Origin of the sequence: Pseudomonas massiliensis (assembly GCF_000826105.1) — a bacterium.
Classification (GTDB): Bacteria; Pseudomonadota; Gammaproteobacteria; order Pseudomonadales; family Pseudomonadaceae; genus Aquipseudomonas; species Aquipseudomonas massiliensis.
Genome location: NZ_CCYK01000007.1, coordinates 1,805,132 through 1,819,800, shown reverse-complemented (window position 1 = coordinate 1,819,800; position 14,669 = coordinate 1,805,132). Strand labels below are relative to the sequence as shown.

The following is a 14,669-nucleotide window of genomic DNA, read 5'->3' as shown; positions in this document are numbered from 1 at the left end:
AGCAACCATGCAAAGCGAATTGGAAAAAGAAGTGCTCACCCGCCTGCTCAATGCCCATCCCAAGGGCCTGGGTTCGGAGATCCTCCAGGACTTCCACGGCGCAGAGCAAGTGGAACTGTGCATCAAGGACCTGCGTAGCCGTGGGCTCATTCATAGCCCTGAAGAAGGTAGCGGCAAGCTGGTGTTTCCGGTGAAGCTCAGTGCCGCTGGCGTCGAAGCCGCCAACGCCAGGACAGATGCCTGAACCCGCCGACACGCCGGCCAGCCATGCCTGGCCGACGTGTCGGATCCCCTGAATCGAGGGCTGTCAGAAGTCAGGTCATGCGATTTTATCGACTTTTCATGCTTTCAAGCCCTTGACACGCTAGGCGCAGCGGTCGTTACAGGCGATACTTCGCTTCCCGATTTCTCAATCACTTGTAGTCCATTTCTTATACAGGCGAAGGATAAAACGGAATTAATAGGGCCAAACCGCGTCTCTAGTGTAGGACGTCCGTTGTGCATTTTCAGACCGGATATTTTGCAAGAATCAAGGAGCATTAAATGCTGATACTCACCCGCAAGGTCGGCGAAAGCATCGTTATCAATGACGATATCAAGATCACCATCCTTGGCGTGAAGGGAATGCAGGTCCGCATCGGCATCGACGCGCCCAAGGATGTGCAGGTTCATCGCGAGGAAATCTTCAAGCGCATCCAGGAAGGCACCCCTGCCCCCAAGAAACCTGAAGTCTGATAAAGGCGCGCTTGTTTCCATGTGCCGGGTTGCGCCCGGCCGGTTTTTCCCCCGCATCGGCTTGCCCATGTTCAACCCTCGCTACCTGCTCGCCTTGCTGCTTTCATCCAGCAGCCTGCCTGCCCTGGCCATGCAACCGGGCGACGCCGTACACCCCTGGACACTGCTCGATCAGTTCGACCAACCCTTCACCCTTGGCCCGGATACCCGGGTTCTAGTGGTAGCGCGCAGCATGGGTTCGGCACGATTGTTCAACCAAGCCCTGGAAGACGCACCCAAAGGGTTTCTCGAAGCTCGGCACGCGGCTTATATCGCCGATGTGGAACGGATGCCGTCGGTAGCCCGGGCCTTGGCCATTCCCGCCATGCGCTCGGCATCTTACCGGATCCTTCTGGATATTGAAGGACGAGTGGCGCCGCGCTACGAGGGCGCGCGTGAAGGCGTCCAGTGGCTGGAGGTCGACAACGGCCGCTTGCAAGCAGAGCGCCGTTTCGACGACGCCGTTCAGCTCAGGCAGGCACTTGACCGTCTTGGGCCTTGAGCCCGCATTCTTGATCGCGGGGTGCCCATGGCTAGCCGAATCGGGAAAAGAGTTCATCCACGAAGACACGGATCGGCTGCTCCGGTGGATAGACCCGAGCCAGGTGGTATTCTGCGCTTCGCAAGTGCTGGCGCAGCCGGTGCCTGACGCCTGAACTGCCCAGGACAGCCACCAGGGTCGCCTTGCCTTCATCTTTGCCCACATCCTTGCCCGTGGCCGTGGTGCAAGGACTACGGTCATGAAGGTCGTCCATCAGCTGGAAGGCCTGGCCTAGATCCAGCCCAAAGCCGGCAAGGGATTGCCGCACCTCAGGTGTCGCACCCGCGGCAATGGCGGCCATCTGCAGTGCTGCGTCGAACAGCACACCGGTCTTCAGCTCATTGGTTCTGGCAATGGCTTCGACGCTGCGGGCTTTGCGCCCTTCTCTCAGGTCTTCATACTGCCCCTTCACCAAACCTTGGCTGCCGACGGCCCGAGACAGCTCGGCGACCAGGGTGGCACGCCGGCTGGGCTCGATATCGGCGCTGGCCAAGAGGCCGAACGCCTGGCTCAGCAGGCCAATGGCCGCAAGGATGGCCACGTCATCTCCGTAGCTCAGGTGCAGCGTGGGTCGCCCCCGCCGCAGGCGGGCATCGTCCATGCAGGGCAGGTCATCCAGCACCAGTGAGGCGGCATGCACCATCTCCACGGCGCAAGCCAGATCCAGCATGGCCGGACGGGTTTCACCCAGGCCTTCGGCCGCCAGCAACAGTAGCAGTGGCCGCACCCGCTTGCCGGGCGCCACGGCGCTTTCACGCATGGCCAGGCTGAGCAGTTCCTGCTGCTGGTTCGGTAGCGGCAACAGGGCATCGAGGTGAGCATCCACGGCGCGGCGCCTTGATTCCCAGGCGCAAGTGGGGCTGGCTTGAACGAGTGCAAGAGGCTTGGCGGTCATCCGTGGCGATCCTTCTGGCTATCAACGGCTGTATTTACACGGCATGGGATGCGCCCAGGCCGAGATCAATTTCAAGGTCATTGCAGGTTCCGGGGAACGCCTCGCTCGCTACGCTGCCTTAACACCGCACGGACGCTGTACCAACCCTCTACAAGGTAGCCGACCCTGCATAACAGACAGTGAATCTGCACGAATACTCCCCGGAGCCTCGATGAATCCTGTGGAACTGCTCAACCGCAAGAATGACCATCTGGAAATCGTGCTGGACCCGGCCCGCGCCCTTAGCAATGGCCGCACGGGTTTTGACCGCTGGCGCTTCGTTCACTGCGCACTGCCTGAGCTGGCCCTGGACAGCATCGACCTGGGTATCGGCTTCCTCGGCAAGCGCCTGGCCGCGCCCTTGATGATCAGCTCGATGACCGGCGGTGCGCAGCGCGCTGGGGAAATCAATCTGCACCTGGCCGAAGCCGCGCAAGCCCTGGGCCTGGCCATGGCGGTGGGTTCCCAGCGGGTAGCGCTGGAAACCGGCGTCGATCACGGCCTGACCCGTGACCTTCGTCGACAGGCCCCAAATGTGTTGTTGCTGGCCAATCTTGGCGCCGCGCAGCTGCGTACCCCCAATGGCCTGGACATGGCTCGCCGGGCCGTGGACATGATCGATGCCGATGCGCTGATCGTACACCTGAACCCATTGCAGGAAGCCGTGCAGCCCGGCGGGGACTGGGACTGGCGCGGGGTTCTCGCGGCCATTACCGAAGCCGTGCGTCGGCTCGACGTGCCCGTGGTGGTCAAGGAGGTCGGCTGCGGCCTTAGCCCCGAGGTCGGCCAGCGCCTGGCGCAGGTCGGCGTCGCTGCCCTGGACGTGGCTGGCCTGGGAGGTACTCATTGGGCCGCGGTGGAAGCCGAGCGCGCGGCTACGCCAGCGCAGCGGCGCATCGCCGAGGCCTTCAGTGCCTGGGGCATCCCTACCGCCGAGGCGCTGCGGGGGCTGCGCGAGCGGCTTCCCGACACGCCCTTGATTGCCTCGGGCGGAATCCGCGACGGGATCGACATGGCCAAGGCCTTGGCGCTGGGCGCTGACCTGGTAGGCCAGGCGGCGGCGGTGCTGGCCAGCGCCACGCTATCGTCGGAGGCCGTCGTCGAGCACTTCCAAGTCATGTTGCAACAATTGCGCATCGCCTGTTTCTGCACTGGTTCGGCCAATCTCCAACAACTGCGCCAGGCGCGGCTCGCCCAGGTACCCGCTACGTGAGCCATTTCGGGGTCGTGGCACCGCCTCTTTTCAGTCATTTCCAGGCCTTGCAGGCCCTGGCCGGCCGTCTCGTGGACCTGGGCCACCGGGTGACATTCTTCCAGCAACTGGAAGCGGGCGCCCTGATGCGGGACAACCGCCTGGCCTTCCACCCGCTGGGCCTGGCCAGTCACCCGCCCGGCAGCCTGGGTGAAGTGCTGCGCCACGCGGCCCGCCCGAGTGGACTTTCAGTACGCCGGGTGATCAAGGACATGGCTGCCAGCACTGACATGCTGTGCGCCGAACTGCCGGAGGCGGTCACGGCGTTGCATGTGGATGCCTTGATCTGCGACCAGATGGAAGCCGCTGGTGGCCTGGTGGCCGAAGCCTTGGGCATTCCCTTCGTATCCGTGGCGTGCGCCCTGCCCATCAACCGTGAGCCGGGAGTGCCCTTGCCAGTGATGTCCTTCCCTTGGGAGGATGATCCGCGCATGCGCAAGGTCTACGCCAGCTCTACACAAGTCTACGACGCCTTGATGGCACCTCACGGCCGTGTAGTGGCCAGGCATGCCAGGGCATTCGGCTTGCCACCGCGCCGCGGGCTTCACGAATGTTTGTCCAATCTGGCGCAGATAAGCCAGACCCTCCCCAGTCTGGAATTTCCCCGCCAGGCCCTGCCTGGATGTTTTCATCATGTGGGCCCCCTGCGTGTGCCAGCGCGCAGCCTGGCGGACACCTCACCCTGGCCGGTCGAGCGTGGACGGCCGTTCATCTTCGCCTCCCTGGGCACCTTGCAGGGACATCGCTACGGGTTGTTCAAGCGCATTGCCAAGGCGTGCCGGGCGATAGACGCACAATTGCTTATCGCCCACTGTGGCGGCCTTGATGATAGCCAGGCGGCCATGCTGCGCGGCCTCGGCGCCAACTGGGTGACCGGTTTCGTCACCCAGCCCCAGGTACTGCGCCAGGCCGATGCGGTGATCACCCATGGCGGCCTCAATACCGTCATGGATGCCTTGGTAGCGGCCACGCCGATCCTGGCGCTGCCTATCGCCTTCGATCAGCCCGGGGTGGCGGCTCGGGTCGCCCACGCCGGGATCGGCCGGCACTGTTGGCACCGTAGCCGCTGGCGTACGCTGGCCGGGCGCCTGGAGTCGCTGCTTGACGATACCGGAGTTCTGGTCAGGCTCGCGGCTCTGGATGCGCAATTGCAGGCCGCCGGCGGGGCGCAACGGGCCGCCGCTATCGTCGAGCAGGCAGTACGTAGCGGCCGACCTGTCAACGCCGAGGGCGCTGCATGAAAGAAGCCTGGGACCTTATCCTCGTCGGTGCCGGCCTGGCCAATGGCCTGCTGGCGTTGCGCCTGCAGCGTGCCAGGCCCGAGCTTTCGGTGCTGGTGGTGGAACAGGCGCCTGTGCTGGGCACGGCCCATACCTGGTCGTTCCACCGCAGTGATCTGACGCCCGCGCAGAACCAATGGCTGGCCCCGCTGGTCAGCCATCGCTGGCCTGGCTACCGCGTACGCTTTCCTCATCTGGAGCGACAACTCGATGGGGAATATTGCAGTATCAGTGGCGCTCATTTCGCTCAGGCACTGAGCGCCGGGCTGGGGCGGCAGTTGATGCTGGGGGCGCCGGTACAGCGGCTGACGCCCGATCGGGTGCAGTTGGCCAATGGCGAGACGCTGCGCGCCCGCGTGGTGATCGATGGCCGTGGGCTTGCACCCAGCCCCAACCTTCGTCTGGGCTATCAGAATTTCCTCGGGCAGGAACTGCAGCTTACCGCTGCGCATGGCCTGGACGTGCCTCTGGTGATGGACGCTACGGTGCCACAGCTGGATGGCTACCGGTTCGTCTACGTGTTGCCTCTGGGGCCGGACCGTCTGCTGGTCGAGGACACCTATTACAGCGAAACCCCCCAGTTCGAACAGGCACGCCTGCGAGAGCGCATCGAAGCCTACGTGCGCGACAAGGGTTGGGTCGTACGCGACCGGCTTCGGGAAGAACAGGGCTCGCTGCCCATCGTGTTGGCGGGGCGCTTCGAGGCTTTCCATGCCGAAGGGCACGGGGTGGTGCGCAGCGGCTTGAGGGCAGGACTGTTCCATCCGGTGACGGGGTATTCCCTGCCAGAGGCTGTGCGCCTGGCTGACCTGCTGGCGGCGACACCCGAGTTGAGTGCAGAGGCGTTGCAGAGACAATTGCAAGCCTACAGGCGCGACCTGTGGCAACGGCAGCGCTTCTTTCGCTTGCTCAACCGGATGCTCTTCCTGGCCGGCCGACCCGAGGAGCGCTGGCGCATCCTCGAACGCTTCCACCGCCTGGCGCCAGGCCTGATCCAGCGCTTCTACGCCGGCACGCCGACGGCAACGGACAAGGTTCGGCTATTGATGGGCAAGCCACCGGTGCCGGTAATGGCAGCCTTGCACGCCATGCTCGATTTCGCTCCACCTAGACAGGAGTCACCATGACAGACGCTCCATTGACCGTGATCACCGGCGCCGGCTTCGGTGGGCTTGCTCTGGCCATCCGCTTGCAGGCCGCCGGTCGCCGCACCCTCTTGCTGGAAGCACGCGACAAGCCCGGCGGGCGCGCCTATGTGTACGAAGACCGGGGCTTCACCTTCGACGCCGGTCCGACGGTGATCACCGATCCCAGTGCCATCGAAGAACTGTTCAGCCTCAGCGGCCGACGCATGGCCGACTATGTGGAGATGCTGCCGGTCACACCCTTCTATCGGCTGTGCTGGGAGGACGGCAGCCGCTTCGACTATGCCAACGACCAGGCCGCGCTGGAGCGGCAGATCCATGCCTTCAATCCTGCCGACGTGGCCGGCTATCGCCGTTTTCTGACGTATTCGAAGGCGGTGTTCGAGGAGGGTTACCTGAAGCTGGGCAGCGTACCCTTCCTGTCTTTCCGGGACATGCTTCGGGTTGGGCCAAGCCTGGCGCGGCTGCAAGCCTGGCGAAGCGTGTACGCCATGGTCGCCAGGTTCATCCAGGACGAGCGCCTGCGCCAGGCCTTTTCCTTTCACGCCCTGCTGGTAGGTGGCAACCCCTTTGCCGCGTCCTCCATCTATACTCTTATCCATGCCCTGGAGCGCGAATGGGGCGTCTGGTTCCCACGCGGCGGAACCGGCGCGTTGGTTCAGGCACTGGTCAAGCTTTACCAGGACCTTGGCGGCAAACTTGAACTCAATGCCCGCGTCGAAGGCATCGAAACCCGCCAGGGTCGGGTCAACGCGGTGCGCCTGGCCGATGGCCGGGTGATTCCGGCAGCCGCCGTGGCCTCCAATGCCGATGTAGTCAATACCTACAAGGAACTGCTCGCCGGCCATCCGCGGGGGGTGAGCCAAGGCAGGATCCTGGCGGGCAAGCGTGCCAGCAACTCCCTGTTCGTGCTCTATTTCGGGCTGGATCGGCTGCTTCCGGGCCAGGCGCACCATACCGTCTGCTTTGGGCCTCGCTATCAGGGGCTGATCGAGGACATCTTCAACGGCAAGCGCCTGGCCGAAGACTTTTCGCTTTACCTGCACGCGCCTTGCGTCACCGACCCTTCCCTGGCGCCGCCGGGGTGCAGTGCGCACTATGTGCTGGCACCGGTGCCGCACCTGGGTAACGCGCCTCTGGATTGGGCCGAGGAAGGCCCGCGGCTGCGCGAGCGGATCTTCGACTACCTGGAGCAACGCTACCTTCCCGGCCTGCGTCAACACCTGGTCACCAGTCGCATGTTCACGCCAGTCGATTTTCGCGATCAACTGGGCGCTCACCTGGGCTCGGCCTTCTCCCTGGAGCCCTTGCTGCGCCAGAGTGCCTGGTTCCGCCCCCACAATCGGGACGACAAGATCGCCAACCTTTACCTGGTAGGCGCAGGTACCCATCCTGGTGCAGGCGTGCCAGGCGTCATTGGCTCGGCCAAGGCCACCGCTCGGCTGATGCTGGAGGATTCCCAGCCATGAACCAGCCCCTGCTCGACCATGCCACCGAAACCATGCGCCAAGGCTCCAAAAGCTTTGCCGCCGCGGCGCGGCTGTTCGACGCCCCTACTCGGCGCAACGCCCTGCTTCTGTATACCTGGTGTCGCCACTGCGATGACGTGATCGACGGTCAGGCACTGGGGCATGGCAACGCCCCTCCTTCACCCACCCAGGCTCTGGCCCGCCTTCAGGGCCTGAGAGAGACCACGGCGGCCGCCTACCGAGGCGAGCCCATGAACGATCCGGCATTCGCAGCCTTCCAATCGGTGGCCATGGCATGTGGCATCGAAGCCAGGCATGCGTTCGCGCACCTGGATGGCTTCGCCATGGATGCCCATGGACGGCGTTACGAGGACCTGGCCGATACCCTGGACTATTGCTATCACGTGGCCGGGGTGGTAGGCCTGATGATGGCTCAGGTAATGGGGGTACGAGACCGGGCCACCCTCGAGCGGGCCTGCGACCTGGGCCTGGCCTTTCAATTGACGAATATCGCCAGGGATATTGTGGATGACGCCACCGTGGGACGTTGCTATCTGCCGAGAGCCTGGCTGCGCGAGTTTGATATCCCGATAGAAAGCATCGTCGACACTCGCCATCGCCCGGCCCTGGCGACACTCGCCGGACGGCTGGTAGAGGCGGCCGAGCCCTACTATGCGTCGGCCACCGCGGGTATCGGCGCCCTGCCCCCGCGCTGCGCCTGGGCAGTGGCGACTGCCTTGCACGTCTACCGTGCCATTGGGCTGAAAGTTCGCGCCAAGGGCGCCCAGGCCTGGGACGAGCGCCAAGGCACCAGTAAAGCGGAAAAGCTCTGGTTGCTGGGTCGCGGCCTTGGCTCGGCCGGCCGCGCACGCCTGGCCAGGCATCCGCCGCGCCCGGCAGGATTGTGGCGGGCGCCCGAACAGGCGCTCTAGGAGCGCGGAGCGCGGCCTTTGCCGGCCGCGCCTTGGCGCAGTTGGCGCTTGAGCTTGGCGACCGGCGGCGCATACAGGAAGCCGAAGGACACGCACCCCTCACGCCCTCCAACGGCGTGATGGAGCCGGTGGGCCTGGTAAAGCCGCTTGAGATAACCGCGACGAGGCAGGTAGTTGAAGGGCCAGCGCCGGTGCACCAGACCGTCGTGGGCAATGAAATACAAGGCTCCGTAGGCAGTCATGCCAGCGCCTATCCATTGCAACGGATAGTAGCCATGGCTGCCCGCGGCGATCAGAGCGATAGCCAGGCCTGCGAAGAACACCGCATACAGATCGTTAAGCTCGAACCAGCCAGCACGGGGCTCATGATGGGAGCGATGCCAGCCCCAGCCCCAGCCGTGCATCACGTATTTATGGGCAAGTATGGACACCACCTCCATCGCTGCCACGGTCAGCAACACAATCAGCGCTTCAAGCATGCCATTCCCCTTCGCTTGCTGTTGGGCAATGCCTCGCAGAGAGGGTTCCCCGCGCCTGCTTTCGAAACGCTGTGCCTCCACTAAGGCATGGGGCTGCGCCCAGGCCTAGGTGGCCAGCCAGGTTCGCTGCAGCGCCTCGACAGCCATGGGCCGGGCGAAGTGGTAACCCTGGGCCTGGCCGGTGCCCATTTCTCTGAGCAGTTCCAGGGAAGCGGCGTCTTCAACGCCTTCGGCCACTACCGAAAGGCCCAGCGATTCGGCCATGCGTACGATAGCACGGACGATTGCCCGACTACGTCCGCTGGCGGTCAGCTCAAAAATGAACGATTTGTCGATTTTCAGCCCGGTGAAGCGGAATTGATGCACATAGCTCAGGGAGGAAAACCCGGCGCCGAAGTCGTCCAGCACCACGGACATTCCGCGGTCCGCCAGCTTCTGCATGGTCTGGCGAGCCAGTTCGGGCTCGGCGACCAGCGCGCCTTCGGTGAGCTCCAGGCAGATCCTCGCGGGCTCTACCCCGTGGTTTGTCAGCAGTTCTAGAACTTCATCGGCGAACTCTGGGCGGGTGATGCTGTAGCTGGAGCAGTTCACATGCACCGGCGGCCAGTTGCTGTTTTCCGGGTGGGACAGGATCAACGCCACGCAGCGAAGCATGTAGAGGTCCAGACGGCCAATCAGGCGCAAGCCTTCCAATGCGGGCAGGAACGCACCGGGGGCTAGTACGTTGCCGTCCGGCTGGCGCCAACGGATCAATGCCTCCAGGGCCATCAGGCGCCCGCTGGCCACGTCCACGATGGGCTGGAAATATGGCACCAGCTCATCACTGCCCTTCAAGGCGTTCCTCAGGGCCCCTTCACGCTCCACCTGGTCTGAAAACTCTCGACGCAGTTCCTGGTTGAAGACCGCATAGCTGTCCCGCCCCGCATTCTTGACGCGGTACATTGCCGTGTCCGCATCACGCAGCAGGTCGGCCGGTTCCTCATGGAACTGTTCATCGGCGCTGACGATGCCGATGCTGCACGACGAAAACACTTCATGGCCGTCGATGTGGAATGGAAGGTCGAAGGCAGCCAGGATGCGCTCGGCGATGCCCACCGCCACGTCCACCGGAGCTTCGGGGGCCAGCACCGCGAACTCGTCACCGCCCAGGCGCGCCAACAGGTCGGCGTCGCGCAGGCAACTACGCAAGCGTGCCGCGGCGGCCATCAGCAAGAGGTCGCCGAAATGGTGCCCGCGGCTGTCGTTGATCAGCTTGAAGCGATCAAGGTCCAGAAACATGACCACCAGTTCGCGGCCTTGCCCACGGTAGGCCTGCCAGGCCTGTTCCAGGCGCAATTGCAGGTGGCTGCGGTTGGGCAGCCCTGTGAGCGCGTCGTGGGCGTTTTCATGCTGTAGCTTGGCGTTGGCCAGGTCCAGTTCTCGGGTGCGATCCTGCACGCGTGCCTCGAGTTTCAGGTTGGCCGCATGTACCGCTTCGGCTGCGCTGCGCCGGCTCAATGCAGTATCGATATGCCGCGAGACGAAGGTCAGGAGTTCCTGGTCGCGCAGGGTGTAGCGGATATGCGGTGCGTAGCTCTGTACCACCAGCACGCCGCGCACCTGGTCGTCGTCGAACAGGGGAATGCCCAGCCAGGACTGGGAGCGGACCGGCTCGTTGGTATGTTGGATCTCGCCGGTTTCCATCAGCCGGGTCGCGTCATCGAAGTCGATCAGGCAAGGTCGCCTCTGGCGGATCACATATTCAGTCAGGCCGCGGCGTCCCCGGCGTGGCGGTGGGCGCACGGCCTGCACTTCATCGATGTAGTAGGGAAAAGTCACTTCACCTTGCCCAGGGTCGTACAGAGCGATATAGAAGTTACGGGCATACAGCAGTTCACCGACGATGGCATGGAGCCTGGAAAACAGCTCAGCCATGTCGCCCCGCTGGCTGGACAACTCGGCGATCTGGAACAGGGCGCTTTGCAAGTGTTCGGCGCGTTCGCGCTCGCTTACCTGCTGGCGAAGCGCATCGTTGAGCTGGGACAGTTCTCGGGTGCGCTCGGCTACCGTACGCTCCAAGTGGGCGCGATGAAGGATGCGATCCAGGGCCATGGCGACGTGCCTGGCGACCACCAGGAACAGGGCGCGATCTTCCTGGCTGTAGACCCTGTTCACGTCATAGACCTGCATGGCGATCATGCCGAATACCTGGTCCGAGGCGTTCTTCAGCGGAGCGCCCATCCAGAATTCCGGACGATGACCAACGCAATGGAAACGGTCCTCGGCTGCCGCCTGGGCGATACCCGCGGCGTCGATCAGCATGGGCTGGCCGGTGGTCAGCACATAGCCGGTCAGGGACAGCCGCCTGGGGTTGAGGTATTCGTTGGCGTCCGCCTCGACGGCTTCGACGTCCGTGGTATCGACGTAGTAAGGATAGGTGACCTGCCCGGAGCGCTGGTCGTAGAGCGCCAGGTAGAAATTTTCCGCGTCGATCAGGTCGGCCAGCTGGCGGTGCACGCCGACCATGAAGGTGGCGCGATCATGGGTAGAGCTGGCCAGATTGGTGATGCCATAGAGCACACGCTGGGTATGCTGAGCACGGATCAGCGCGTCGCTTTGCAGTCGCAGGCCCAGGCGCATCGCCAGATCCATGAAGGTCGGGTTGTCGCGGTCGCTGTCATGGGCCAGCAGCCAGCCCAGGGTGCTTTCACCCTGGCCGGTAGGCCAACGATGCAGGCCCTGGGCCTGGCAGAACGACGCCAGCCCGCCGTCCTCGAGTATGGCAGGCCACTCGGCCCGGGCCTCGCCCCTGCCGGTGAGCTCCAGACGTTCCCCGGCCCGATAGAACGCCCAGGGGCGTTCCCGGTTATGGGCGCGGGCCTCGGTCAATAAATGCGCGAGACTTGGCAACTTCGAATCCTGCGAACCCATGCACGCTCCAAGCTATCCCGTCGATATCCATCATCTGCGCCTGGCCAAGCCTATGGCCATGTGACATCACCGCGTCGCCAACGCATAGTACATGCATGAAACGGGCAACCGCCAGCCTCGCCATCGGATCACGCTTCAGGCCGGACCTGGCATATTGGCGGGCCCTTCCGTTGCGTTCAAGCTTTGCCGCCGCTTGCCTGCCGTGGCGCTCATTCCCCAGCCCGGGGCGGCACCGTGCTATATCTCCTCCCCTCGCGGCTGGTGCGAACGGATCACCCGGGCCCGGCTGTTGGCCAGGTGCACTCGCATGGCCGCCCGGGCGGCGTCGTAGTCCTGGCGAGCGATCGCGTTGTAGATATGCTCATGCTCTCCAACCAGCCGACTGTGGGCCTGCTGCCGATCCAGCCGGGCGATCGCCAGGGTATTGAGCCGCGCGCGCGGGAACATGCTGGTACCAAAGTGGGTCACGATCTCGGTGTAGTAACGGTTGTTGGTGGCATGCGCTATTTGCAGGTGGAACTGAAAATCCGACACCAGCGAACCGCCCGTATCGCTGGCCCGTTCGAAACGCGCCAGCGCCTCTGCCAGGGCGGCCAGCTGTGTCTCGGTCCGGCGCAGCGCGGCGAGGCCCGCGGCCTCGACCTCGAAACTCATGCGAACGTCCAGAATGGCGACCACGTCCTGCAGGGTAACAATGGTCGAGGGGTCCAACCGGGGGCTTGCACTACCGCGGGCGTTGAGCACGAAGGTGCCGATGCCCCGGCGAGTTTCCACCAGGCCGGCCACCTGCAAGCGAGACAGGGCTTCGCGGACCACTGACCGGCTGACACCGCCGCTTTCCATCAGCTCCACTTCACTGGGCAACCTGTCGCCCGGTTTCAATTCCCCCGCGCCGATGCGCCGAGAAAACTCTTCCACCAGGGCCTGGGCCAGGTTGCGTGGACGGCGCGGCACGCCAATGGGGGCACTAAGGTCAATGGCCAAGGAAGTCTGTCTTTACCAAAGGAAGTTAGGGCAATCATATAGGAATGCGCAGCACCATGGCCAAGGCCTCCCTTCCATGCAGGCTATTCATTTCATTCCTTGCGTTGTCCGGGCAACACCGCGCCAAGCACCTGGCGCGCGGTCTGCAGGAGGATGCCGGCTTCGTCGGGATCGCCCTTGAGCAAGGCCGAGGCGAATTTCTTCGCTTGTTCGAGCTTGATATGCGGAGGCAGCGGCGGAACGTTTGGGTCAGTCTTGAATTCAATCACCACCGGCCGGTCGCTGGCCAGGGCCTGCTCCCAGGCGCCGGCGACCTGATCATCGCTATCGACGAAAATGCCTTTCAGACCGATGGATTCAGCGAAGCGGTGATAGGGAACGTCCGGGATGTTCTGGGAGGCCTCGAACTTGGGGTCGCCTTCCATCACCCGCTGCTCCCAGGTAACCTGGTTCAGGTCTTCGTTATTGAACACCGCACAGATCCATCGGCTGTCCTTCCATTGTCGCCAGTACTTGGCCACAGTGATCAGCTCGGCCATGTTGTTCATTTGCATGGCGCCATCGCCCACCAGGGCGATCACCGGACGGTCAGGCCAGGCGAACTTGGCGGCGATGGCGTAGGGAACCGCCGCACCCATGGAGGCCAGGCCGCCGGACAGCGAACACTGCATGCCACGGCGGATCTTCAGGTCGCGGGCGAACCAGTTGGCGCAGGAGCCCGAGTCGCTGGTGATGATGGCCTGGTCCGGCAGGCGCGGCGACAGTTCATACACGACGCGTTGAGGGTTGATCGGGTCGGCCGTGACCAGGGCGCGATCGCTCAGCGTCTTGTCCCAGTTCGCATGCCAGCCCTCGACTCGCTCGCGCCAGGCGCCGCGGTCTTTATCCAGTAGCAGCGGCATCAGCGCGGCAAGGGTTTCGGCCGCGTCGCCGGTGAGGTTGACTTCCATGGGATAGCGCAGGCTGAGCATGTCGGGCGCCAGGTCGATCTGCACGCCCCTGGCCTGCCCTTCCTTGGGCAGGAACTCCGAGTAAGGGAAGCCTGAGCCGATCATCAGCAAGGTATCGCACTCGCTCATCAGCTTATAGCTGGGCTCGGTGCCCAGCAGGCCGATCGAGCCTGTTACCCAGGGCAGATCGTCGGGCAGTACCGCCTTGCCGAGCAGGGCCTTGGCCACGCCCGCGCCGAGCACTTGCGCGACCTGGGCAACCTCATCCGCTGCCCCAAGGGCGCCCGCCCCTACCAGTATGGCGATGCGCTCACCACTGTTGAGCACGTCGGCGGCCCGTTGCAGGTCATGTTCGTAGGGCACCACCCGGGGGCGACTGAAGCCTACCCCTGAATGCACAGTGCCATGAGCCCGGGTGGGCTCGCTGTAGGCTTCCTCCTGAAGGTCATTGGGCAGCACCAGCGCAGTCACGCGCCGCTCGCCTACAGCCGTGCGCACGGCGCGGTCCAGCAAATGTCGCACTTGCGAAGGGGCACTGGCCTGTTGCACGAACGCGCCGGCCACGTCCTTGAACATGGACACCAGGTCCAGCTCCTGCTGATAATGTCCGCCCAAGGCGGTACGGGCTTGCTGCCCGGCGATGGCCAGGACCGGCATGTGGTCCATGCGCGCATCGTACAGCCCGGTGATCAAGTGGCTGGCGCCTGGGCCGGAAGTAGCGATGCATACGCCAAGCTCGCCGGTGAACTTGGCGTGGGCACAAGCCATGAAAGCGGCCATTTCCTCGTGCCGGGCTTGAACGAACTCGATCTTGCCCTTGGCCCGAGCAAGCGCCCCGAACACACCGTTGATGCCATCGCCAGGGTAGCCGAATATCCGCCTTACCCCCCACTGGTGAAGCCGCTCAACCAGAAAATCGCCGACGGTCATGCTCGCCATGGCTTACCTCTCCTTGCCGGTACGTTTGCTGTCTAGACCGCCCCCGGCCCGCCGTCGGTTCCATTTATTTCCTCGAAACC

General features: G+C 64.0%; 13 protein-coding genes. 8 read left to right on the top strand and 5 right to left on the bottom strand.

Features of this window, described 5'->3' with window-relative positions; all coding sequences use genetic code 11:
- The first annotated feature begins 7 nt into the window (after nucleotides 1–7).
- The 3 genes from BN1188_RS19070 to BN1188_RS19060 all read left to right on the top strand — a co-directional run bounded on the left by BN1188_RS19070 (nucleotide 8) and on the right by BN1188_RS19060 (nucleotide 1,276).
- Nucleotides 8–244 (top strand): hypothetical protein, encoded by a 237-nt coding sequence (locus tag BN1188_RS19070; protein ID WP_040263149.1) that lies wholly within the window; start codon nucleotides 8–10, stop codon nucleotides 242–244.
- 299 nt (nucleotides 245–543) lie between these two features.
- Nucleotides 544–735 carry a carbon storage regulator CsrA gene (gene csrA / locus BN1188_RS19065; protein ID WP_040263147.1) on the top strand — a complete coding sequence of 64 codons (192 nt, stop codon included), beginning with the start codon at nucleotides 544–546 and terminating at the stop codon, nucleotides 733–735.
- 19 nt (nucleotides 736–754) lie between these two features.
- Nucleotides 755–1,276 (top strand): FAD/FMN-containing dehydrogenase, encoded by a 522-nt coding sequence (locus tag BN1188_RS19060; RefSeq protein WP_232430943.1) that lies wholly within the window; start codon nucleotides 755–757, stop codon nucleotides 1,274–1,276.
- Nucleotides 1,277–1,307: 31 nt separating this feature from the next.
- On the opposite strand, the gene BN1188_RS19055 is transcribed toward BN1188_RS19060, so the two are convergent.
- Nucleotides 1,308–2,210: a polyprenyl synthetase family protein gene (locus BN1188_RS19055; RefSeq protein WP_040263145.1), complete on the bottom strand. Its 903-nt coding sequence runs from the start codon at nucleotides 2,208–2,210 to the stop codon at nucleotides 1,308–1,310.
- A 211-nt stretch (nucleotides 2,211–2,421) separates the two neighbouring features.
- On the opposite strand from BN1188_RS19055, the gene fni reads away from it, so the two are divergent.
- Genes fni through BN1188_RS19030 form a run of 5 tightly spaced genes read left to right on the top strand, consistent with a single transcriptional unit; the run spans nucleotide 2,422 to nucleotide 8,327 of the window.
- Nucleotides 2,422–3,462, top strand: coding sequence for a type 2 isopentenyl-diphosphate Delta-isomerase (fni, locus tag BN1188_RS19050; RefSeq protein ID WP_040263143.1), 1,041 nt, complete (start codon nucleotides 2,422–2,424; stop codon nucleotides 3,460–3,462).
- Nucleotides 3,459–4,742, top strand: a complete 1,284-nt coding sequence (locus tag BN1188_RS19045) for a glycosyltransferase (RefSeq protein WP_040263141.1) — start codon at nucleotides 3,459–3,461, stop codon at nucleotides 4,740–4,742. Before fni ends, BN1188_RS19045 begins: the two co-directional genes overlap by 4 nt.
- Nucleotides 4,739–5,908: a lycopene beta-cyclase CrtY gene (gene crtY / locus BN1188_RS19040; protein ID WP_040263139.1), complete on the top strand. Its 1,170-nt coding sequence runs from the start codon at nucleotides 4,739–4,741 to the stop codon at nucleotides 5,906–5,908. Before BN1188_RS19045 ends, crtY begins: the two co-directional genes overlap by 4 nt.
- Entirely contained in the window at nucleotides 5,905–7,395 is a 1,491-nt protein-coding gene (locus BN1188_RS19035) for a phytoene desaturase (RefSeq protein WP_040263137.1), read from the top strand. Before crtY ends, BN1188_RS19035 begins: the two co-directional genes overlap by 4 nt.
- Complete coding sequence (locus BN1188_RS19030) at nucleotides 7,392–8,327, top strand: phytoene/squalene synthase family protein (RefSeq protein WP_040263135.1); 936 nt, start codon at nucleotides 7,392–7,394, stop codon at nucleotides 8,325–8,327. Before BN1188_RS19035 ends, BN1188_RS19030 begins: the two co-directional genes overlap by 4 nt.
- Here the strand turns inward: BN1188_RS19030 and BN1188_RS19025 are convergent.
- The 4 genes from BN1188_RS19025 to BN1188_RS19010 form a co-directional block, all read right to left on the bottom strand.
- Complete coding sequence (locus tag BN1188_RS19025) at nucleotides 8,324–8,806, bottom strand: sterol desaturase family protein (RefSeq protein WP_040263133.1); 483 nt, start codon at nucleotides 8,804–8,806, stop codon at nucleotides 8,324–8,326. The genes BN1188_RS19030 and BN1188_RS19025 overlap by 4 nt on opposite strands.
- A gap of 105 nt (nucleotides 8,807–8,911) precedes the next feature.
- The gene (locus tag BN1188_RS19020; RefSeq protein ID WP_084596287.1) at nucleotides 8,912–11,716 is read right to left on the bottom strand and encodes an EAL domain-containing protein; all 2,805 of its coding nucleotides are present in this window, start codon (nucleotides 11,714–11,716) and stop codon (nucleotides 8,912–8,914) included.
- Nucleotides 11,717–11,953: 237 nt separating this feature from the next.
- Nucleotides 11,954–12,694 carry a FadR/GntR family transcriptional regulator gene (locus tag BN1188_RS19015; protein ID WP_040264281.1) on the bottom strand — a complete coding sequence of 247 codons (741 nt, stop codon included), beginning with the start codon at nucleotides 12,692–12,694 and terminating at the stop codon, nucleotides 11,954–11,956.
- Between the two features lie 98 nt (nucleotides 12,695–12,792).
- On the bottom strand, nucleotides 12,793–14,589 hold the full coding sequence (locus BN1188_RS19010) for a thiamine pyrophosphate-requiring protein (protein WP_040263132.1): 1,797 nt from the start codon (nucleotides 14,587–14,589) through the stop codon (nucleotides 12,793–12,795).
- Between the last annotated feature and the right edge of the window lie 80 nt (nucleotides 14,590–14,669).